General features: G+C 62.0%; 21 protein-coding genes. 10 read left to right on the top strand and 11 right to left on the bottom strand.

The features are described from left to right. Positions 1-27: 27 nt before the first annotated feature. The 3 genes from P0M12_RS14410 to P0M12_RS14400 are packed head-to-tail and all read left to right on the top strand — an operon-like array spanning position 28 to position 2542. On the top strand, positions 28-1095 hold the full coding sequence (locus tag P0M12_RS14410; protein WP_042446628.1) for an ATP-binding protein: 1068 nt from the start codon (positions 28-30) through the stop codon (positions 1093-1095). Then, positions 1092-2189: a hypothetical protein gene (locus P0M12_RS14405; protein ID WP_065455112.1), complete on the top strand. Its 1098-nt coding sequence runs from the start codon at positions 1092-1094 to the stop codon at positions 2187-2189. Before P0M12_RS14410 ends, P0M12_RS14405 begins: the two co-directional genes overlap by 4 nt. A gap of 47 nt (positions 2190-2236) precedes the next feature. Further along, on the top strand, positions 2237-2542 hold the full coding sequence (locus P0M12_RS14400) for a hypothetical protein (protein ID WP_073513342.1): 306 nt from the start codon (positions 2237-2239) through the stop codon (positions 2540-2542). A 6-nt stretch (positions 2543-2548) separates the two neighbouring features. Here P0M12_RS14400 and P0M12_RS14395 read toward each other — a convergent pair whose 3' ends face one another. From P0M12_RS14395 to P0M12_RS14380, 4 genes are read right to left on the bottom strand one after another with little or no spacing between them, the layout of a single operon-like run. Further along, positions 2549-3460 carry a hydroxymethylglutaryl-CoA lyase gene (locus P0M12_RS14395; protein ID WP_003943493.1) on the bottom strand — a complete coding sequence of 304 codons (912 nt, stop codon included), beginning with the start codon at positions 3458-3460 and terminating at the stop codon, positions 2549-2551. Between the two features lies 1 nt (position 3461). Then, on the bottom strand, positions 3462-4676 hold the full coding sequence (locus P0M12_RS14390; RefSeq protein ID WP_277377875.1) for a CoA transferase: 1215 nt from the start codon (positions 4674-4676) through the stop codon (positions 3462-3464). Between the two features lie 36 nt (positions 4677-4712). Further along, entirely contained in the window at positions 4713-6479 is a 1767-nt protein-coding gene (locus P0M12_RS14385; protein WP_277377874.1) for a multicopper oxidase domain-containing protein, read from the bottom strand. Positions 6480-6535: 56 nt separating this feature from the next. Next, positions 6536-7375: an alpha/beta fold hydrolase gene (locus P0M12_RS14380; protein ID WP_277377873.1), complete on the bottom strand. Its 840-nt coding sequence runs from the start codon at positions 7373-7375 to the stop codon at positions 6536-6538. Positions 7376-7440: 65 nt separating this feature from the next. On the opposite strand from P0M12_RS14380, the gene P0M12_RS14375 reads away from it, so the two are divergent. Continuing rightward, positions 7441-8217 carry a TetR/AcrR family transcriptional regulator gene (locus P0M12_RS14375; protein ID WP_277377872.1) on the top strand — a complete coding sequence of 259 codons (777 nt, stop codon included), beginning with the start codon at positions 7441-7443 and terminating at the stop codon, positions 8215-8217. 49 nt (positions 8218-8266) lie between these two features. Continuing rightward, positions 8267-9571, top strand: a complete 1305-nt coding sequence (locus tag P0M12_RS14370) for an HNH endonuclease signature motif containing protein (protein ID WP_277377871.1) — start codon at positions 8267-8269, stop codon at positions 9569-9571. 88 nt (positions 9572-9659) lie between these two features. On the opposite strand, the gene P0M12_RS14365 is transcribed toward P0M12_RS14370, so the two are convergent. Together P0M12_RS14365 and P0M12_RS14360 are read right to left on the bottom strand one after the other, a co-directional pair. After that, a complete protein-coding gene (locus P0M12_RS14365) occupies positions 9660-10592 on the bottom strand; it encodes an oxygenase MpaB family protein (RefSeq protein ID WP_277377870.1) in 933 nt (310 codons plus the stop codon). A 1-nt stretch (position 10593) separates the two neighbouring features. Then, a complete protein-coding gene (locus P0M12_RS14360) occupies positions 10594-12375 on the bottom strand; it encodes an acyl-CoA dehydrogenase (protein ID WP_073512824.1) in 1782 nt (593 codons plus the stop codon). A 158-nt stretch (positions 12376-12533) separates the two neighbouring features. Here P0M12_RS14360 and P0M12_RS14355 point away from each other — a divergent pair, with 158 nt between their 5' ends. Both P0M12_RS14355 and P0M12_RS14350 read left to right on the top strand, forming a co-directional pair. Continuing rightward, positions 12534-13175, top strand: a complete 642-nt coding sequence (locus P0M12_RS14355; RefSeq protein ID WP_037130914.1) for a TetR/AcrR family transcriptional regulator — start codon at positions 12534-12536, stop codon at positions 13173-13175. 43 nt (positions 13176-13218) lie between these two features. After that, positions 13219-13560 carry an Imm51 family immunity protein gene (locus tag P0M12_RS14350; protein ID WP_149357835.1) on the top strand — a complete coding sequence of 114 codons (342 nt, stop codon included), beginning with the start codon at positions 13219-13221 and terminating at the stop codon, positions 13558-13560. 62 nt (positions 13561-13622) lie between these two features. On the opposite strand, the gene P0M12_RS14345 is transcribed toward P0M12_RS14350, so the two are convergent. From P0M12_RS14345 to P0M12_RS14330, 4 genes are read right to left on the bottom strand one after another with little or no spacing between them, the layout of a single operon-like run. Beyond that, a complete protein-coding gene (locus P0M12_RS14345) occupies positions 13623-14657 on the bottom strand; it encodes an aspartate-semialdehyde dehydrogenase (protein WP_003943474.1) in 1035 nt (344 codons plus the stop codon). A 6-nt stretch (positions 14658-14663) separates the two neighbouring features. After that, on the bottom strand, positions 14664-15929 hold the full coding sequence (locus P0M12_RS14340; protein ID WP_003943494.1) for an aspartate kinase: 1266 nt from the start codon (positions 15927-15929) through the stop codon (positions 14664-14666). A 49-nt stretch (positions 15930-15978) separates the two neighbouring features. Further along, on the bottom strand, positions 15979-16932 hold the full coding sequence (locus P0M12_RS14335) for a hypothetical protein (protein WP_007731502.1): 954 nt from the start codon (positions 16930-16932) through the stop codon (positions 15979-15981). After that, the gene (locus P0M12_RS14330; protein ID WP_003943492.1) at positions 16932-17297 is read right to left on the bottom strand and encodes a hypothetical protein; all 366 of its coding nucleotides are present in this window, start codon (positions 17295-17297) and stop codon (positions 16932-16934) included. The genes P0M12_RS14335 and P0M12_RS14330 overlap by 1 nt, the downstream gene beginning before the upstream one ends. A gap of 270 nt (positions 17298-17567) precedes the next feature. Between P0M12_RS14330 and leuA the strand changes: the two genes are divergently transcribed. Next, entirely contained in the window at positions 17568-19376 is a 1809-nt protein-coding gene (leuA, locus tag P0M12_RS14325) for a 2-isopropylmalate synthase (RefSeq protein ID WP_003943488.1), read from the top strand. 240 nt (positions 19377-19616) lie between these two features. Further along, entirely contained in the window at positions 19617-19994 is a 378-nt protein-coding gene (locus P0M12_RS14320; protein WP_003943489.1) for a PLDc N-terminal domain-containing protein, read from the top strand. Between the two features lie 180 nt (positions 19995-20174). Here the strand turns inward: P0M12_RS14320 and P0M12_RS14315 are convergent, their stop codons facing one another. Then, the gene (locus P0M12_RS14315) at positions 20175-21068 is read right to left on the bottom strand and encodes a LysR family transcriptional regulator (RefSeq protein WP_003943476.1); all 894 of its coding nucleotides are present in this window, start codon (positions 21066-21068) and stop codon (positions 20175-20177) included. 89 nt (positions 21069-21157) lie between these two features. On the opposite strand from P0M12_RS14315, the gene P0M12_RS14310 reads away from it, so the two are divergent. Continuing rightward, positions 21158-22099, top strand: a complete 942-nt coding sequence (locus P0M12_RS14310) for an EamA family transporter (RefSeq protein WP_003943484.1) — start codon at positions 21158-21160, stop codon at positions 22097-22099. Positions 22100-22124 lie beyond the last annotated feature (25 nt).

The raw sequence follows: 22124 nt of genomic DNA, 5'->3' as shown, positions 1-22124 counted from the left end.
GCCCCTGCGATTGCAGAAGCCACCACGATGTCTGCGTCGTGGTGGACTCCACTGGCGGTGGTCGCGACTTTCGGTAGTGGGCTGGCGCTGGGAGCATCGACGTTCCACGCCGACACCCGATGGGTGAAACGAACTGCGAGCGCAAATGCGGTTCTCTACGTCGTGGTCATCCTCCTGTGGTGGCCGGCGTGGAATGGTGACCACGTCACAGATTTCACCTTGTGGATTTCCAATTTCCCCGGCGTCGCCAGCCTTGCTGCCGCTGCAGCTTGGCGACCGGCCGCTGCCGTCGTGCACCTTTTCGTAGTGGCAACACTCGCACAGTTGACCAATCACATAATCCGGACGAGTCCCACGACGCACCTGTTGGTTCCCGACCTCGCCTTCGCCTGGACATTCTGCGCGGTTTTCGTAGCAGCGGCCGTCATGGCCTTGCGAACCGGACGAGTACTGGATGCGACCATCGCCACCACTCATGCCGCTGCCGCCGGCGCCGCCGCGGCCGAGGCCAAATCCGTCGAACGCGAGAGATTCGACGCACTCATCCACGACACCGTGATGTCGACTCTGCTCGCTGCTTCGAGAAACGACGCCGATCCCTCGGTCGTCGCTCAGGCGCGAAGGACGGTGGCAAGACTCGACGAACTGCGCTCCGGAACCGACCACGAGACGAGTTTCGACTTCGACGGAATCCTCGCTCAGTTGCGTTCAGCCGCTTCGGAAGTGGACGAAAACATCACGTTCGAGACCGCCCTCTCCGACGGGTCTGATCCGAGCGGATACGCACCCGACTCGATTCGTGCGATGGCCGGTGCGATGGCCGAGGCACTGCGCAACAGCGTCAAACACGCCGGAAGCAGTGCACGGCGTTCGGTCACGGTCACGGCAACCGCCACCCACCTCGAAGTAGTCGTCACCGACGACGGCGTCGGCTTCGATCCGAGCTCCGTCGAGACGCATCGCCTCGGAATCACTGTCAGCATCCGCGGCAGAATGCGTCAACTCGACGGCGGATCGGCAACCATTCGATCGTCACCCGGCCGCGGCACTTCGGTGACTCTGACGTTGAGCTTGCCCGTAGCGGTGATGACATGACCAGGCCGGACGGACGAGATGTCCGCGATCTTCTCGGCATGCACAGCCGTGCTGCTCGATTCATGGCTGCATGCTTCGCGCTCACCTGCGTGATCTCGGTCGCCTACACATCCTCCGACGTCCGCGCAGTCTGGCCGATGATCTTGGCAATTATCGTGTGCTCGACTGCGGCTTTCACACTCGTACTGAGCAGAGGCGACCCGATGCCGCTGGGGCAGAGCGTTCTGGTGTCTCTGACCGGCGCCGTCACGAGCGGCCTGGTGTTGTCAGTGGTTCCCGTCCCCGTCAACGACATGACTCAACTCTGGATGTTCGGGATGTCGACGGCAGTCTTCACCTTCATGTGCGTTCGTGGGCGTACAGCACTCGCGTGGCTCGGGCTTGGACTCATGGTGTTGGTGACCGCCATCTGGTCCTCCACCACCGGCCAGGGGGCCATGTACGGAGTGTCGTTGACGGTCATCAACGCCGGCCCTGTTCTGATGTCGACCTTCTTCGCATACACCATCCGTCCTCAAGCCAGGGTTATCTACGAACTTCGTGAGCAGTCCACCCAACGAATTGCCTCCGCATCCGCCAGTGCTGCGATTCTCGAGGAACGCGACGCGCAACTCGACAGGCTCGATGTCCTTGCACGCCCGCTCCTCGAACGGGTCGCTTCCGGGGTTCCACTGACAACCACCGAGCGGCAAGAATGCGAACTCCTCGAGGCGCAACTCCGAGATTCGCTGAGGGCGACAGGCTTACAACAAACAGATGTCATCGATGCTGTGCGTGCCGCTCGAAACCGCGGCGTCGAAGTGGTCCTGCTCGACGACCACGGAATGGATGGCGCGAACCCCGACGTGCGCGACCGAATCCACTCGAGCATCGTCCGGGAACTCACCGCGATCACGCGAGGAAAAGTGACCATACGGATCCTTCCACCTCGGCGTACCGCTATGGCCACGATGCTGGTCGACACTGAAGACGTTCGACGAATCGAGTTCGATCACAACGGAATGCAGCTGCTACGGCAGGGGGACCGGGGAGAGCTCGGCACCTCGTCCATGTCCGTCGATCCGACTACAGACAGCGCCGTCGAACCCGAATAGCTTTCGAGGAGAGTGAGATTCACCGGGTCGATCACCAGGAGAAATGAATGATCTTCGAACTGCGTCCAGCGCATGTCGCACGTGCCCTCGCCGCACTGTGTGCCCTTCCGATTCTGTGGACCTTCGCAGTAGAGGGAATCACCACGACAACGGAATACGACTACAGCACAGGCGAAGTGTCCTCGTCGAGCGACCTGGGCTCTCAGATCGGAAGCGTCGCGATCTGGATCGTCCTCGCGATCGCATTTGCCGCCGGTGCCTGGTATCTGGAGAAGCAGCGCATCGGTTGGCCGCCGGCGGCGCACGAGCAGCTGGTCAGACTGCAGCTGGCATCACCCAACCGAGAAGAGTAAAGGTCCCTACCGCTTCCGATCGCCGGCGCGGAGAAGATTACTGGGAACCGTATGGCCCACTATCTCCTCTGCAACGGCAGCGGCACGAATGCTCGCATCCAGGTCGATACCCGTCGCAATGCCCATGTCTTCGAGCATGTAGACCAGTTCCTCCGTCGCGATGTTGCCACTGGCACCGGGAGCGAACGGACAACCGCCGAGACCTCCGGTGGACGCGTCGAGGTTTCGAACACCGTGCTGCACAGCCGCAAACGCGCAAGCAAGACCAGCGCCACGCGTGTTGTGGAAGTGCGCACCCAAGCCGAAGTCACCTACTCTTTCGCCCACAGCGTCGATCAATCGTCCGACACGTCCCGGCGTGGCAGTGCCGATGGTATCTGCGATCGAGAACTGATCAGCACCGAACTCCTTGGCCTGCTCCGCAATCCGCAGAACACGATCCGGGTCGGTTGGACCGTCGAACGGACAGTCCCAGGCTGTGGCCACGATGACCTCCACCCGTCCTCCGGCGTCGTGGACGATCCTGACGACCTCTCCGATACGTTCGGTCGCTTGCTCCGTCGTCGACCGAGTGTTGGCCTCGCTGTGGCCATTCGATGCCGACACAACATATTCGACGGTTTTCATTCCTGCGGCGACGGCCCGTTTCGCTCCACCGATTCCGGCGACCAATGCCGAGAACTCGATGCCGGGCCACTGGTGCAGTTCTGCTGCCAACAATTCCGCGTCGGCCAACGCCGGCACAGCGCGCGGTGAGACGAACGACGTCGCCTCGATACGCGAAACACCCGTCGCAGCCAGAGCGTCGACAAGACGAAGTTTCTCCGCCAGCGACACCGGGTCTTCGATCTGCAACCCGTCCCGTGGTCCGACTTCACGAATACTGACTGCTGGAATACCCACGCCAGGTACCGACATGTCAGATCACGCCCTTCATCTTCAGTTCTGCCTGCTCGTCGTCCGAGAGTCCGAGGAGCCCGCCCCACACCGAGGAGTTGTCGTGACCCGGCGCCGACGCTCCCGCGTTGCGCACGGATCCGGGTGTCTCACTGAAGGTAGGCACGACGCCCAAGCCGAGGACGTTTTCACCGATCCGCTCGTCGTAGTGGTCGACGAGCATCCCCCGCTCGATCAGCTGCGGATCCTTGACGACATTTTCAACCGTATTGATCGGCCCGGCAACAACTCCCACTTCGGTGAGGCGTTCCACCAGGCTGGTGGGATCTTGGAGCGCGACCCAGGCGCTGATCAGTTCGTCGAGCTCGTCCTGATGTTTGCCACGGGCAACATGATTGGAGAAGCGGTCGTCATGCGCTAGTTCCGGTCGCCCCATGATGGTGCACAGACGCACGAAGAGCGTATCCTGATTGGCTGCGATCACCACCCAGTTTCCTTCAGAGGTCTGATAGATGTTGGACGGCGCAATACCCTCCAATCTCGTTCCCGAGGGCTGCCGGATGATCCCGCCCCGATCGTAATCCGGGATCGTGGATTCCTGCACCGCCAGACAGGATTCCGTGAGGGCAACGTCGACCACCTGACCACGGCCGGTCCGCTCTCGTGAGAGCAACGCCGCCAGCACTCCCTGAACGGCGAACATCCCGCCGAGAGAATCTCCGAGCGAAAGGGCAATACGCGGAGGCGCCTGCCCTGGATAACCGTTCAGATGCCGAAATCCGCTGACCGCTTCGGCAACCGAGGCGTAGCCGGCGCTCTTGGCTTGCGGTCCGCTCTGCCCGTAACCGGATACCCTGGCCAACACCAACTTCGGATTGCGCGCACTGAGAACGTCGAATCCCAGGCCCCACTTCTCGAGGGTGCCCGGCCGGAAGTTCTCGACCACCACATCGGCATGTTCGATCAGATTCAGAAACAGGTCTCGCCCCGCGTCGACACGAAGGTCCAAGGTCACACACCGCTTGTTGCGGGCGTGAACCGTCCAGAAGAATCGATGACCGTCCTGCTCGGCCTGACCCCAGGTACGAAGCGGGTCCGGGCGGTCCGGCGATTCGACCTTGATCACGTCGGCGCCCATGTCGCCGAGCAGTTTCCCGGCGAAGGGCCCGGCGATCAAGGTTCCGAGTTCAATCACCCGATATCCGTCCAGGGGCCCGGTGGGCGCACCTTCCGACACAGCTGCCTCCTCTGGGAACTTTTCTCCCCTTGAAGGCTACGTCACCACCCGATATCGCAACATCATGTCGTGGTCTTCGTGATCGAGCATGTGGCAGTGCCAGACGTACCCCTGCAGGTCCCCCATGCCGACTTCTCCGTGTGCCGAGTGGTCTGCCATGGCACCTCTCGCGAAAGTTGCATCCGGATCGAAGCCCAACTCGTCGGCAGTCGGAAAGCGCACGATCACGCGGGTAATCGAGTTGGCATCCACGATGACAGTGTCTTTCTCCCCCGTTTCCCACACTTCGGGAGGCCGCAGCGGGGAGGTCACGAATTCCTCTGCCGACGGCGTCCACCGGACCCCCAGATCAGGTACCGGGTACCGCTGCATGAGCGCTGCAGTGTCGATGTTCTGGCGCCCCACAACGCGGAACGCCACCAGGTGCAGATGAATCGGATGTGGTTCCGTGGTGATGTTGATCAGATTCCATTGCTCGACGGCTCCCTGACGTGGCAGTTCGATATCCGAATCGGTGAACCTCAAATTGTTGAGCGACATAGTGATCGACGGGTAATCCGAGGGACGCGACAGCTGCATGATCGTGAGATTTCGCACCACATCCGGGGACGCCGGTTCGGCAGCAACGGAATTCAGCTGCTGCGGGATCGAGCCGGTGAATCCCTTTGCGCTGCCCACGTCGAACCGACAGAAGACCGGCATCACCTGTGTGCCGCGTTGCGCCACCGCAAGGGGTACCGGTTCGTCGTTGCGCAATTCCACCGTCGTGCCCGGCTCGAGCATACTGAAGTCGACAAGCAGATCAGCGCGCTCACCCGGACTCAACCGAACGTGATCCGTCGGCGCCGGGGCGGCCAGTAAACCGCCTTCGGACCCGATCACCCAGAACCGCATACGATTTGCGAAATGCAGATTCCACACCGAATAGGTTGCGGCGTTGAGCAGTCGCAATCGATACAGGCCGCGGGCAACCTCCACTTTCGGCCACACGACGCCGTTCACCACGCCAACGTCACCGGGGGTCGCCGGATCCCATGAACCTTGCGGAGTGAGCCACGTGGAACGGACACTCTGTTGACCGTCGGAGGTGAAGACCTTGTCCTGCAGAATCATCGGAAGCTCGAATTCGCCGGACGGCAAGCCGAGAGAATTCCCGGTGGTGCCTGTATCTGCGTCGTCACGGAGAAAATACATCCCGACCAGCCCGGCGTAGACGTTGAGGCGCGTCATTCCCATGGCGTGATCGTGATACCAAAGATTGCCGGCGGCACGACCATTCGCGTATTCGTGAACCAAACCTTCGCCCGGACGCTGAATCAGCTCCGGATGCCCGTCGAACTGCGGTGCAGTAACTCCTCCGTGCAGGTGAAGCGAGGTTGGGACCTGTGTGCGGTCGAGGTCGCTGACGCCGTGCAGACCCGGATCGACATCCGCGGCAAGCGGATACGCAGAAATGTCATTGGCATATCGGACTGTGACGAGCTGATCGACGTGCGCCTCGACGGTGGGGCCCAGATAATCCATTCCGCCGTAACCCAGCGACGGCGACGACGGTAGGTCCGGATGGAATCGGTGCATCGACGATGCCGCACGAAGCTCCAGGTTGCCACCCGAAATGCCCGGCAGGACAGGAAGGGTCTCCCGAAACGGTTCCAGACGGGGCGACGGAAGTTGGAACGGGCGCAGTGGATCGACATCAGGTGGTCGAGCCGTCGCTGATCCAGCGGACAACGCGCTCAGACCGGCCAGTAGGCCAAGCCCTTGAACAAACGATCGGCGACGGATCTTGTGTGACTCGTCCACTCACGGCCCCCTCACGCTGACGGCATCCGGAGCGGGTTACCCGCGTGCTCGCACGGTCAAACACCGACCACCTTCTCCAACCAGGGTTTGAGAATGGGTAGAACATGAGCCGGTTGCATTGCCTGCGTGTGATCCAGACCGTCGAGTACCTCGATATCCCACCCTGCCGACCGAACGGCGTCGAGGTCGAGATCGGCCGGCGCGACCCGTACCCCACCCCATCGGTCACCGTATTCGATGACGTCTCGCGAACCGACGAAACACATTCGCGGACAAAGGATGCGCCCTTGAATCGTTCGATCGTCGAATTCACCAAGTGCGCGGTACAGCGTCACGAACTGCCGGGTCTGCGCTCCGGTCAACGCAATGTCGATGGAGTTCCAATCGAATTCGTCTGATGATGCCGTGGGCTGTGATGTGCGCTGGGGCGGTTCACTCGCCATGCGGTGTGTAGCTTCGGTAACCTGGAGCATCGCCTTGTACGGCCCATCCACCGGCGGGAAACCACCCATGACCAGTGCGGTCAGACGATCGGTGCGCAGCGCCAACTGCAATCCGCACAGAGCCAGCCAGGAGTATCCGTAGTAGGCGAACTGGTCGATCCCAGCCGAATTCGCCACAGCCAGAATGTCGGACGCGATGTTGTCGGGAGTGAGCGTGTCCGGCGCGGGCGACGCCATCCGGTGCCCTTCGTAGTCGAAGGCAACCACAGTGAAGTTCGACGCCAACCCTTCCAGGAACATTCGACCGAGCGAGGGGTCAACGCCCCAGGCGCGCAGTTCGTCCGCCTTGATGCCGGTAGCCGAAATCGGATTCACAGGTATCAGCACGGCAGGGCCATGTCCGAGAACCTCGACATCGATAGTTGTCCCGTCGTGAAGTCTTGCCTCAACCATGCCCACTCCCAAATCTTTACACTGTAAAGTAATTAAGAATAGCGCGACTCCACGAAAGCGACAAGATGAACAAACAGGCAGGCCGACGCGATATCGCACGCACGATTTCACTTCTGTGGCGTCAACCCGAGGCGCCTTCCGGCCGCCGAGGACCGAAGCCCGCGCTGTCCACTGACACAGTCGTTGACGCCGCGATCGAAGTCGCCGACGCCAACCCCACGACACCGTTGTCGATGCGCATGATCGGCGACCACCTCGGCCGCACTGCGATGTCGTTGTACACCTACATACCGGGAAAGGACGAACTACTGGACCTGATGTACGACCGGGTGCATGCCGAGCTACCGCCGATCGCAGACACCGGCGACTGGCGCATGGCACTCTCCGACTGGGCCGCCGCACTCTTCGCCCTACATACACGCCATCCGTGGACATTGGATGTCTCGTTGGCGCGCCCCGTCCTGGGTCCGCACGAGCAGACAGGACTCGAATCACTCGTGTCCATTCTCTACTCCACAGGTCTCGATGCTCCGACCATCCGCAGATCGGTGAGCATGCTTTTCCATTTCATCCGGGGGTCCGCGCGGACCTTAGCTGAGATCCGGAGCGCCTCGACCATCGGAGATTCCGAATCTCATTGGTGGGCAGAGTCTTCTGCTGCACTGGCCGATGCTGCACCGGATTTCGCGGACGACTTCCCCCACACGATGCAGTTGGGTCGGGAGGCCCCACCGGTACCGGGCGGCGACTTCTATCTCGAACGAGAAACCGAAGAGTCATTTACTCAGGGCCTACAGATCCTCCTTGACGGTATCGAATCGAGGATTCGAAAACGCTCTTGACTCGAACGCATGTTCGAGTATGATTTGGGGAGGGGATCGGGGGGGTTCAATGAGCGTCTTGTTGTCGGATGTGGTGTCGGGTTCTGCGGTGGGGTTACGCGGACGTCTGTGGCGGTTACCTGCTTCTGAGTTACGTGCGGCTGCGGTGTCGGCGAGCGCGGAGATTCTGCGCCTGGAAGCCGTTCGAGTGGCCGTGGTCGACGAACTCTCGTTGCGTTCCGATGATCAGGTGATTGCCGGCCGCGGTGTGGGGTCCTGGTTGGCGGCCAACACGATGCTGCAGGTTCGGGACGGGAAGAAGATCGCCGCGCTGGGTGCAGCTTTGCGGCCGTTTCCGGCGGTGGCGGCTCGGTTCGATTGCGGGGACTGTTCGTTCGAGCATGCGGTGTTGATCGTGGCGTTCTGTGAGTCACCGCCGAAAGGCATGCCAGACGCCGCGCTCCCTCGCTGTATCGACCTACTGCTTGCGGCTGCGTCGGGCGTGGAAGCGACGACCACGAAAGTGCGGAACGTGATCGCGACCTTGGAGCGAATCTTCGAATCCGATGAAATTCCACCCGCCGAAGACGTCGACCGGAATGAGCTGCGGATCGCGTCGACATTGAACGGTCGAGTGGTGGTGCGCGGGGATTTCGACGCCCTCACCGGCGAAATGCTGTTGTCGGCGTTGTCGAATCTGACGATGCCCACCCCGGCACCCGATGGAACCCCGGATTCTCGGTCGGCAGCGAAACGAACTGCCGACGGGTTCACCGAACTGATCCGCCGCTATCTCGACTGCGCCAAAACAGGCACCGACGGTGGTCAACGCCCGCACGTGAACGTGCACATCAATGCTCGCGATCTCGCCGAGCACCGGGACTGCGCCGCAACACCCTCCACTGCTGATGACGGAATGGCTGTATCGGATCTCGATGTCGGGCACATGCCCTGGCTGGGGCCGCTGTCGGTGTCGCGGACCAGGCTCCTCGGGTGTGACTGTTTCCTCTCCACCGTTCTGCTCGACGATCACGGCGCACCGCTCGATGCGAAACCAGGAAAGAGGTTGGTCAACGCCGAACAACGCGTCGCGTTGATCGCCCGAGACAAAGGCTGCGCCTTCCCGGGCTGCACATGCGTGCCCGCGTGGACTGATGCGCACCATATCCGGCACTGGGCCAACGGTGGCCCGACGGTGATGAACAACCTGGTCCTGCTGTGCCGTTCACACCACCGACTGATGCACCGAAAATCAGGGTTCGTCGGGAAATGGGAAATCCGAATAGGAGTCGACAACAAACCCTGGTTCATTCCGCCGCCCTCGATCGACCCCGGGCAGCAACCGCGCCCGGCGAACACCACATTCAAAACCTGAGAACGAACCTCAGGCACAACAGAACACGGCCGAGCACCGCATCGAAGGGATCCCCCCGATGCGGTGCCAACAGACCGTGGCGAACCCGTCAGACGGCCTGCGCAACCTTGGCGGCTCGCGGGAATCGCTCCCGAATCTCCGCTGGCGTGACAACTCTCGGGTCCAGGGGTTGCTCGTCACGCAGGTGGCGCTCCAACACCTTGCCCGTCATCGGCGCAATGACTTTCAGAGCAGTGGTCATGTTCTTCGGTGAACTACCCAACCGGACTGCCGTTCGCACCGCGGGCGCAATTGCTCTGTCCAACAACGCTGGCTGATCGAACCCACCCATCGTTCGCATCCAGCCGGGCAAAGTCGCGATAGTGGCCGGCGCGACCAATCGGCTGAATGTCGCGAACTTCGTCTTCCCCTGCGCTCTCGGTGTTCTCAACAAGTAGTGCATCGCCCGGTTGGCACGCTCGGAGGTACACAATCTGGGCCTGACTTCAGCGAAGTACTCACGTACCTCGTCTCGGGAGCGTGGAACGTCGGAGGTCTTGCATGTCTGTAGTTCGGCAGCGATCACGCATTCTTCCCAGTACCGCTGCTCTTCGACAGCTGAAAGCGGGCCCGGCCCATACATCTCGTAGCACTTGAGCACCGAATGCCAACCCGTCACGTGGATCCAGAGTTGTGGCGCCGGATTGTTTGCGCTGTAACGAGTTCCGGTGATCGGTTCGATGCCCGTGGCCTGAGCATGAACTGTCATGAGGTGGTCGGACAGCGCCAGTGCCGTCCGCCCGTCGGCAGTGGCGACGGTCAGGAAGTACGCCAAGGTTCGGTCGAGTCGCCCGGCCGGATCGCTGTAAATCCCGCTCATGTCTGCCACTGCGGCAGCCAAGAAGGGGTCGAAGTGCTCGAGCACCACCGACCGCTGGAACCCGATCAGCGCTGTCGGCGCGGCCCAGATCTTCCAACTGGGTGATCCTGGGCCGAAGAAGCCGTAATCCTCACGCGGTCGATTCATCGTCAGTTCAGACATTTCATTCCTCCCCGTTCGTTGAGCCGGCACCGTTCATTTCGTAGGCACCAGACAAGGCGACTACTTGCTGCCAGACGTACTCGAATCGCTCCGCCGCGAACGTGGGGCGCCGAATAGATGCGAGTGCCAACCGTTGCTGATCTTCACTGGCGCTGGGTTTTCCGTACAACTCCACCGCTGCAGCACTGAAGTCGCGGACCAGGACATCGAAGATCTGATCCAGCACCCCACCGCTCCGCTGTCCCTCGTCCAATCCCAAGATCTCGGCTTGTTCGAGGATCAGCTGGCCGTAGACGACGAGGGTGAAGAGTTCGGTGATCGCAAGGCCGAAGTCCAAGTCGACCTGCTGCGCCGCATCCGGTGCAGCTTCGGCTAGAAGGGTCACGAGCGCTTCTGCCTGCTCCACGAACAGTGCAACGTTGGGAACATCCGCAAACTTCGCGTATACCGCTCGCCAGTCGTCGAATCGAACCTTGGACAACCCCCGTGCCGGGCCCTGACGGAACAGGAACTCGTCGTCGGCTGCGTCGTTACGCGTCGGAATCGCCGGAAATGACTCGGGGGCAAAGAGGTACGCCGGCATGAACTTGGCGATCAGGGCGAGATTGACGGCGACGGTCCCCTCGAGCTTGGGCAGCCCGTCGACATCCATCTTGGCCACCGCGAGGTAGCTGTCCTTCTCGAAGCCCTTTGCCGCAGCGATGTCGGAGAGCAGTCCGATCACCTTCTGTGCCTCGGTTGTCACCTTCATCTTGGTGACAGGATTGAACAAGAGGTAGCGGCGGTCCTCGGGCGATGCGGTGCGGAAATAGTCCACCGCACGATCCGAGAAGAGCCTCATCGCCAGCAGGCGCGCGTACGCGTCGACGAATTCACGTCGTACGTGTGGGAACGCCGTGACGGGATTGCCGAACAGGATTCGATTGTGCGCGTGGGTAATCGTCTCGTACAAGGCATGAGTCGACATACCGATTCCGCCGAAACACAGGTTGAATTTTCCGATGTTCACGGTGTTGAGTGCGGCACTGAATGCTGCCTCGCCGGTATGCAGGATATCCTCTGCCGCAACGGGATAGTCGACGAGTGAGAACTCCGCTACGTACATCTGGGCCGGAACGATGTTCTTCACCACGGTGAATGCCGGATGGTCCGAGTCGGCGTAGAAGAAGACGTACTGATCAGTGCCCTCCACTCCGTCGACACGGCCGAAGACAGAGACCGTGTTGGCGCAGTTGCCATTTCCGATGTAGTACTTCGAACCGCTGGCCAGGTACCCGCCGCTGCCGTTGGGCGTCAAGACCATGTCCGTGGAGTAGACGTCCGCGCCATGCTCTTTCTCGGACAGTCCGAATGCCGCAACGCCTCCGGAAGCCAAAGCGGAAGCTGCTCGCGCCCTTGCCGTCTCGTTGTCGCTCTGCCACACCGGCCCGAGACCGAGGATGGTCACCTGCCACGGGTACCAGTAGTTGAGTCCGTAGAAGCCGAGGATCTCGGACAGCGCGGCGATACGACTGGTATCCCAGCGCTTGTCAGAGTCGCCACCACTGTCGCGGGCGGGCGTCAGAAATGTGGCGAACAGACCTTCCTTCGCCGCGAAATCGAGGAAATCGGAGTAGAAGATCTTGTCGTGATAGTCGGCCAGGAGTCGGTTCTTTCCACGCGCCTCGAACCAGTCGACGGTCGCGCCCAGCAGTCTCCGCGTGGTCGCGTCGAACTCCGGCCGATCGTACGTGGAGGGATGGAGCAGCAGATCATTCGGCACTAAAGAGGTCGACGCTGTCATAGCGGTTGTTCTCCTCGAGATCTCGGCAGAGGCGCCTCACTGAGCACCATTCGAATACAACGCCACCGTAACAATTGCAGACGATGAATACAACGGTTGCGTATTATTCACGAAGAAGTGGCAGGCAGATTAGGGTGAGACCGGAGGTGATGCACACGATGACCAGGTCACAAGCTGACGCAACGGATACACCGCGGCGCAAGTACGCCCCTCGCATGGCGCCGGAGCAACGTCGCGAGCAGCTCCTCGACGCAGCATTCGAGGTCACCGGCCGCGTTGGCCTGCACAACCTCAGCATGGAATCCGTCGCTGCCGAAGCCGGTGTCGGCAAGCCCGTCCTCTACACGATTTTCGATACCAGGACCGATCTCGTCGCTGCACTGCTGCGCCGCGAGCACGAGCGAGCCATCGCTCAGGTACTCGAAACCATGCCGACAGATCTGAGCGAACTCGGCCCAGCGGCGTCGTACACCGGGACCGTTGGCGCCTTCGTCGACGCCGTACTGGAGAACCCGACGCGCTGGCGCCTGATTCTGACGTCTGTCGAGAACGCCCCCAGCGAGTATCACGGCTTGTTGAAGCTCTCTCGCGGAGCTGTCTTCGCCCGCGCCGAAGAACTGGCCCGCGCCGGGATTGCCCTCGAGTCGAAGCTCGAAGGCCTTGATCCGGTTCTCCTCGCACACACCATGATGTCGTTCGCCGAAATGCTCGGACGACTGGCCGTCAGTGATCCCGAAACCTATACCCGAGAACGACTTTCCAGTTTTGCCGTGGCTCTCGCACAATCGGTCGGGCGTTAGCGGCCGACTGAAACCTGTCGGTCGGATCTGCTTCAATACACGCATGACATCACCATCGATCGAACCGCTACAGCTTTTCGAAACGTCTCCGGGCAACTGGTCACTGATGCTCACCGACCAGCATTTCGGCAAGGTGGCATCGATATTCGAGCAGGTAGAGGGTTTCGAAGGCTCCGGTTACGACTGGGCGTCGGTCGCCCACGCAGTGGTAGGCCGCGATGCACCGCATCTGGAGGGCCGCTTCGGCACCGATCCCGAAGCGGGCATGTTTGTTGCGTACGGCAGCGACACCGAAGCTCTCGGTGAGCTCGGAGTGCTACTCGCCAAAGCGTATTCGGATGCCGAGTACCTCGGTGGCCTGGTCGCCATTTCCGAACTCGACTAGAGCGCCGGTCGAAACGACACCGGCCCCACACCTAGGTGCGGGGCCGGTACCGAACGAAAGATCTAGCCGACCAACAGCTCGGCAATCTGAATCGTGTTGAGCGCGGCACCCTTACGCAGATTGTCGCCCGAAACGAAGAGCGCGAGTCCGCGTCCCTCCGGGACACCCGGATCCTGACGGATACGACCGACCAGCGACGCGTTGCCACCGGCAGCGGCCAGCGGCGTCGGAACCTCGACCAGTTCGACGCCCGGAGCGTCGGCGAGGATCTCCTTGGCGCGAGCAACCGAGAGCGGGTTGGCGAACTCTGCGTTGATCGCGAGCGAGTGCCCGGTCACGACGGGAACGCGCACGCACGTACCCGAAACCAACAGATCGGGAAGTCCGAGGATCTTGCGGCTCTCGTTGCGGAGCTTCTGATCCTCGTCGGTCTCGCCGCTTCCGTCGTCGACCAGCGAACCTGCGAGAGGCAGGACGTTGAACGCGATGGGGGCGACGTAGTTGTTCGGGGCCGGGAAGTCGACGGCACTGCCGTCGTGAACCAGCTTCTCCGCGTCTCCGACTACGGCGCGCACCTGGCCGAGGAGTTCCTCGACGCCGGCGATGCCGCTACCGGACACGGCCTGGTAGCTGGAGACGATCAGACGCTGCAGACCGGCTTCGTCGTGCAGAACCTTCAGCACCGGCATCGCTGCCATGGTGGTGCAGTTGGGGTTCGCGATAATGCCCTTGACCAGGTTCTGCGTGTCCTGAGGGTTGACCTCGCTGACCACGAGGGGAACCTCGGGATCCTTGCGCCATGCCGAAGAGTTGTCGACAACGGTCGCGCCGGCAGCAGCGAAGCGCGGAGCCTGGGCGCGCGAGAGCGTCGCACCGGCTGAGAACAGGGCGATGTCGATGCCCTTCAGGTCCTCATCCGATGTGGCGGCCGCATCCTCGACGATGATCTCTTCGCCGCGGAAGGGCAGCTTCTTACCGGCGGAGCGTGCAGATGCGAAGAACCGCACCTTGTCCGCGGGGAAGTTCCGCTCTTCGAGCAAAGTGCGCATGACGATGCCGACCTGACCGGTCGCACCGACAACAGCGATAGTCGTCATGAGAAATTACCGTCCCGTTCCAGCGTGTACTACTGCTTCTTCTTCGCCACCGAGCCCGAAAGCGTCGTGGATGACACGTACAGCGTCGTCCAATTCGGTGTCCTTGACCAGCACTGAGATGCGGATCTCAGAGGTCGAGATGAGGTCGATGTTGATGTCTGCCTTGGCCAGCGCCTCGCAGAACGTGGCGGTGACGCCCGGGTGGCTCCGCATTCCGGCGCCGACCAGGGAAACCTTGCCGATGTGGTCGTCGAACAAGATCTGCGTGAAGCCGATGTCTTCCTGACGCTTGGTCAGGATCTCGACGGCGCGGGGGCCGTCGGCCGTCGGAAGCGTGAAGGTGATGTCCGTCTTGTTTGTCTCCACCTTGGAGATGTTCTGCAGCACCATGTCGATGTTGATCTCGGCATCGGAGACTGCGCGGAACACCTTGGCAGCGTGTCCCGGTGTGTCCGGCAATCCGACAACGGTGATCTTGGCTTCGCCGCGATCGTGCGCGACTCCGGTGATCAGGGCCTCTTCCACAGGAATGTCCTCCATCGATCCGGACACGATTGTTCCGGGCTTGGTGGTGTATGACGAACGGACGTGCACAGGCACGTTGTAACGACGGGCGTACTCGACGCACCGGAGCATGAGCACCTTCGCACCACACGCTGCGAGTTCGAGCATTTCCTCGAAGGAAACCGTCTCGAGGCGGTGAGCGTCGGGGACGATGCGCGGATCGGCGGAGAAAACGCCGTCGACGTCGGTGTAGATCTCGCAGACGTCAGCGTTGAGTGCAGCTGCCAACGCCACGGCAGTGGTGTCCGAGCCACCGCGTCCGAGCGTCGTGATGTCCTTGCTGTCCTGGCTGACGCCTTGGAATCCGGCGACCAGAACGATCGAGCCTTCGTCCAGCGCAGTGCGAACACGGCCCGGCGTGACGTCGATGATCTTGGCGTTTCCGTGGCTGCCGGTCGTGATGACTCCGGCTTGTGAGCCCGAGAACGAACGAGCTTCGGCGCCGAGGGAGTGAATTGCCATCGCTACCAAGGAGTTGGAGATGCGCTCACCCGAGGTCAGCAGCATGTCCATTTCACGGGCCGGCGGGGAAGGGCACACCTGCTGAGCCAGATCGAGCAGCTCATCGGTGGTATCGCCCATCGCTGACACCACGACGACGACATCATTGCCGGCCTTCTTGGTCTCGACGATCCGTTCAGCGACTCGTCGGATGCGCTCGGCGGTTGCCACCGAGGATCCGCCGTACTTCTGGACGACGAGAGCCACGCGTTTCTACCTCCAGGTCGAAATTGTTTACAGATACCAGAGGTCGAGCTTACCGAGGTGGTCCTGGGACTTCCCGATGCGTACTGCTGTTCGCCTCAGATCCGCGCGGGATCAGTTGCGAGATCCGCGATCGCATCAACGTCGCAGAACGCGAGCCACCGGCAACGTAACCGACCACCGTGACGGCAACTCCGCAGGCGAGAAGCACGCGGATACTGCTGACCAGCGAAACTGCCAGCGCGTCGTACACCGCGACTGCCGCCTCAGATGACGGTATGTCTGAATTCTGTAAATAGACTCGCCGCACGACGGCCAGCGCCACCAACAGGGCGATCATCGCCACCGCCGTCGCCAGCCCGACCAGGGACAGTGCGCGCATTCGCCTCGGCGCAACTGCGACGGCCGCGATCGCACAGGCCAGCGACACCCACGGCAGCCAGGCCGCTGCCCGGTCGAGAGTGTTCGAGAGGTCCTGGGCCCGCACCAGCTCGTCGGACTGCAGGATCTCGAACTGCGGATCGAACGTCGGAAGACGATCGACGACGGTGAATCCGCGATCGCGGAGGTTCGTCCGCAGTTCTGTCATGATCGGCTCGAGGGACAAGGTGACTGTTCCGCTGTCGTCGGATCGAACGATGCCGTCGGTGGCTCTGCCGGTCACCATCGCAGCAAGTTGCGCGTGCGCCTGACGGTTGGCCGCGGTCCAGAGCGTCGCGAACTGGTCGCTGGAGACCAACGACTGAGCCGCCTCCCGAACAAGTTTCTCGGCTTGTCTCGTCACCACCTGCGGAAACCGGTCCAACCGCTGCGTCAGTTCCTCGGTCAGCCGATCAACGACAGCCGCTTGGACAGCAGGTTCGGAAGCCAACGGGGCAACCGTCTCGACGTAACTGTCTGTGTCGTTCACCTGGGTGTGGACGAACAGCGCGAGCACCGAGCCGGCAGCACCGAGACCAGCGAGAACGATCAGCAGTGAACAGACGATCCAGCGGATCGAGCGCATCACGTGTGCTTGGCGCGCGCCGGTCGAATCTTCGCGGTGATGTGGTGAATGCGGTGATCGTCAGCGGGTATCCGGAAGGTCTCGGTAACCCGAACGGTCATCAGGTTCCGCCCGAACAACCCGGCGTCGAGGAGGTAGTCAGCCGTCAGGTCGTCCCCGTCGACCGTCCACTCCACCTCACGAATGTCGCGGATCACGCGATACTGAGGACCTCCGGAAAGGCTGCGCCGCAAATGATTCCCCGAAAATCCGGTCTTGAGCCCGACCTCGTGGCGTACCGCGTCCGGGGCCAGCGGTACGGAACTGCCATCGTGACTGCGGAGCGCGTCGAGGTACGTGCTCGCCACGGCGATTCGGGGATCCATGGACGACAGTCCACCATTTTCGGGGCCGAAACGGCAGCACAATTCGGCGACAAATTGGACATGAGGGCGAACCCCACCGATTTCTCGCGAAATCCAGGAGTAGAGTGCTGTGCATGCAGCGCGCACTCCTTCTTGGTTGCCGCGACGGGGTCTGATCCAGACTGGCCTCCCGCCGCGGGGTTTTTGTGCGCCGGTCGACCAAGCCTTCCGGACTCATGGTCTTGACCAACAGGTCAACAGGCCGGGTCCACAATCCTGGAGATCACACCCATGTCCCCCGCTGACGCATTCACCACCGGCACTCGCACCATCACCCCGCCCACGAAGCCGGCACCGTCCGACCAGCCTGCGTGGAACACGCAGAAGAACTCGTCGATGCCGACGTTCCGCTACCGCCCGTTCGCCGAAGAGGTCGAGACGGTCACGCTGCCCGACCGCACCTGGCCGGACAAGATCATCGACCGAGCACCCCAGTGGTGTGCCGTTGACCTGCGCGACGGCAACCAGGCGCTGATCGATCCGATGAGCCCGGCGCGCAAGCGTCGTATGTTCGATCTCCTGGTTCGTATGGGCTACAAGGAGATCGAGGTCGGCTTCCCGTCCGCGAGCCAGACGGACTTCGATTTCGTTCGCGAGATCATCGAGGACGGCGCCATCCCGTCCGACGTCACCATCCAGGTGCTGACGCAGTCGCGTCCCGAGCTGATCAAGCGCACGTTCGAGGCCTGTGAAGGTGCCGAGAACGCGATCGTGCACTTCTACAACTCCACCTCGATTCTCCAGCGCCGCGTCGTGTTCCGCGCCGACAAGGACACGATCAAGAAGATCGCCACCGACGCCGCCGAACTGGTCCTCGCCGAGTCGAAGAAGTACCCGGACACGAACTGGCGCTGGGAATACTCGCCCGAGTCCTACACCGGCACCGAGCTCGAGTACGCCAAGGAAGTATGTGACGCCGTCACCGAAACCCTGGGTGCGACGCCGGCCAACCCGGTCATCCTGAACCTGCCCGCCACCGTCGAGATGGCTACACCCAACGTGTATGCCGACTCCATCGAGTGGATGCACCGCAACCTGGCCCGCCGCGATTCGGTCATCCTGTCGCTGCACCCCCACAACGACCGCGGCACGGGTGTCGCTGCAGCCGAGCTGGGCTACCAGGCCGGCGCGGACCGCATCGAAGGCTGCCTGTTCGGCAACGGTGAGCGCACCGGCAACGTCTGCCTGGTCACTCTCGCTCTGAACATGTTCACGCGCGGCGTCGACCCGCAGATCGATTTCTCGAACATCGACGAGATCCGTCGCACGGTCGAGTACTGCAACCAGCTGCCCGTCCACGAGCGTCATCCGTACGGCGGCGACCTGGTCTACACCGCGTTCTCCGGCAGCCACCAGGACGCGATCAACAAGGGCCTCGACGCCATGAAGGTCGACGCCGACAGCCAGAACTCCGACGTCGACGACATTCTCTGGCAGGTCCCCTACCTGCCGATCGACCCGAAGGACGTCGGCCGCAGCTACGAGGCCGTCATCCGTGTGAACTCGCAGTCCGGCAAGGGCGGCGTCGCATACATCATGAAGGCCGATCACGGTCTGGTGCTGCCGCGTCGTCTGCAGGTCGAGTTCTCGCAGTCGGTCCAGAAGATCACCGACGGCGAGGGCGGCGAGGTCTCGCCGAAGGAAATGTGGGACGTCTTCCACGAGGAGTACCTCGCTCCCATCACCCCGCTCGAGCGCATGAAGCAGAAGGTCACCGCGTCCGAGGAGGACGGCGGCACCGATGCGATCACCGCGATCGTCAAGGTGAACGGCAAGGAACAGGAGATCTCGGGAACCGGCAACGGCCCGCTCGCTGCCTTCGTCGACGCGCTGGGAAGCATCAACTTCGACGTTCGTGTCCTCGACTACTCCGAGCACGCGATGTCCGCCGGTGACGACGCCCAGGCCGCGGCCTACGTCGAGTGCGCCGTGACGGGCCCGGAGGGTCAGAGCACCGTCGTCTGGGGTGTGGGTATCGCCACGTCGATCACGACGGCCTCGCTGCGCGCTGTGGTCTCGGCAGTGAACCGCGCCAGCTGACACTCAGCTCCTGACTCGTGAACAATCCCTGGTCTCACCCGATTTTCGGGTGGGGCCAGGGTCGTTTTCAGAGCACTGAAGATTTTCGGTCGATGTTTTCGATTCGGCATGACATTGGTCCCGAAAGAGTCGGTTAGCGAAGTTAACAAAAAGAATTCACCCATCGAGGATGATGCAGACGCCACGTGCGCGTGAGATAGTCAGCTCAGACAAATCCGACTTGTGAAATGGAGCTCGACAATGGATTCCTTTTGGGACTTCCTCTGGCTGATCATCATCAGCTTCGCGTTCATCGCGTACTTGATCCTGCTCTTCTCGATCATCACCGACCTGTTCCGCGATCACAAGACCTCCGGCTGGGTGAAGGCAATCTGGATCGTCTTCCTGTTCTTCATTCCGCTGCTCACCTCGCTCGTCTACCTGATCGTTCGCAGTGACGGAATGGCACAGCGGTCCCTCGAGGCTGCACAGCAGGTCAAGAACGCACAGGACAGCTACATCCGTGAGGTTGCCGGAAAGTCCCCGGCCGAATCCATCGCAGATGCAAAGGCACTTCTCGACGCCGGCACCATCAGTGAAGAAGAATTCGCAGCACTGAAGGCCAAGGCTCTCGCCTGATACCGGCCCTCACTAAGCGACCCTCACTAAACCGTGAGGATTGCACTACCGAAACGGGAGCGACACTAATCGTGTCGCTCCCGTTTTGTGTTCATTCACCAACAGCTGCTCATTCACCGACAGCCGTTCATTCACCGACGGCCCTTCATTCACCGACAGCCCTTCATTCACCGACAGCCTTCATTCACCGACAGCACGCGCGACGTCACGAAAGGCGTCGAGCACGACTCCGATAGCCGGACTGCGGTTGGCGTGTAACCGAGTTGCCAATTCATAAACTCGTGCAGCGCGCACTCCCGCCACCGGTTTCCTCGACACTCCGGGATGCGTGATCGCGTATCGCGGCATCAAAGCCACGCCGTGGCCCGCCGCCACCAGCTCTTCGATGACGCGGAAATCGTTTATCCGATGAGCGACGCGAGGCTGGACGCCGGTTACCGACGCAACCGACAGCAGAACGTCGTCGACCGGAAACCCGCCGCGCACGCTTATCCAGTTCTCGTCGGCCAATTGTTCCAGCCGGACCGAATCCTGCTCGGCAAGTGGATGATCAGGCCGCAGCACCAGATCGATCGGTTCACGCATCAGCGGTTGCACGCTGACCCGGGGAAACGACGTCTCGGCTCCGCGTTCGTCACGGTGGGTGAGGATCACATCGTGATCGGCCAACAGTCCAGGGACGGCGGACGCCGGTTTGTCGACGTCGTAGGCGTCGATGTCCACGTCCGAGTTCTTCAGCGCCGTCAGGACACCGGGCAGCAGGAGCGCCGCGCCGGAGGGAAAGAACGCGACTCGCACCTTTCCCCGCGGCGAGCCTCGGTACGACGCCATCTCGTCCGCCGCCCGGTCTAGCGCCGCCACCACGTCGTCGGCGCGAAGCACCAGCGCTCGACCCGCGTCGGTGAGGCGCAGCGTGCGCCCGTCCGGTTCGAGGAGCGAGACCCCCGCTTCTCGTCCGAGGATCTTGAGTTGTTGCGAGACGGCGGACGGCGTCATCGAGAGGGCGAGAGCAGTAGCGCCGACGGTTCCACGGTCGGCGAGCTCGCGGAGGATTCGCAAGCGCGTGGCATCCATACGGTGACGAATATCCATGTAGCAAAACTACATGGATAGTGCATCTATATTCGCTTGTTCTGATGCTTCGTAAGGCTCACGATTAACGCATGACTCCCCGCGACCGTCTCCTCGGCCTGACCGTGATCGTCTTGTGGGGTCTGAACTTCCTGGCCATTCGCGTCGGCCTGGATCATTTCCCGCCGTTCTTCTTCGCAGCGCTGCGGTTTCTGATCATCGCGATTCCGGTGGTCATCTTCGTGCCGCGTCCACAGGTGCCGCTCCGCTGGCTGCTGCTCTACGGATTCGGTTTCGGATTCGGCCAGTTCGTCTTCCTCTTCTGGGCGATGCATTCGGGGATGCCGACGGGCCTTGCATCACTTGTCCTGCAGTCGTCAGCACCGTTCACCGTCCTACTCGGCGCTTTCCTGCTCCGCGAGAAGCTCAGCGTCTGGCAGGTCTCCGGTATCGCCGTCGCCGTTGGCGGGATGTCCTTGATCGGCTGGGACCGCTCGCACCACGCGGCACTGCTGCCCGTCGTCCTCACACTCCTCGGCGGCCTGTCCTGGGCGTTCGGCAATCTCGGCAGCCGCTTGGCTGCGGCAAACACCGTCGGCGAGCCTGCACCGATGCGCTTGATGTTGTGGATGTGTGTCATCCCGCCGTTACCGATGCTCGCTCTGTCAGCCGTGGTCGAAGGCCCCACAGTCGGCTGGCACGCACTCGGCACCGCATTCAGCGCCGACGCCTGGCCGTCGCTGGTCGGACTGGCCTACATCATTCTGCTCGGCACCATCGCCGGATCCGGGCTCTGGACGATGCTCATGGGCCGCTATCCCGCCGGCATGGTGGCGCCGCTCTCCTTGCTGGTGCCAGTCGTGGGAATCGGCGCGTCCTGGCTGTTCCTGCACGAGGATCCGAGCCCGTTGTCACTGGTCGGGGCGGTCATCGTGATCGCCGGAGCGAGCGCCGCACAGATGAGGCGTAAGCCCGCGAACACTGTTTTCTCGGACACACCTGCAGCCTCACCACCGGCGCGACTCGGCGTCTGACGACGCCCTGTGCCAAACTCGGGCC

It is taken from the genome of Rhodococcus sp. RCBS9, assembly GCF_029457415.1.
GTDB classification, from domain to species: Bacteria; Actinomycetota; Actinomycetes; order Mycobacteriales; family Mycobacteriaceae; genus Rhodococcus_F; species Rhodococcus_F qingshengii.
The sequence above is the reverse complement of the archived record's forward strand: the minus strand, read 5'-3'. Positions and strand labels throughout refer to the sequence as shown.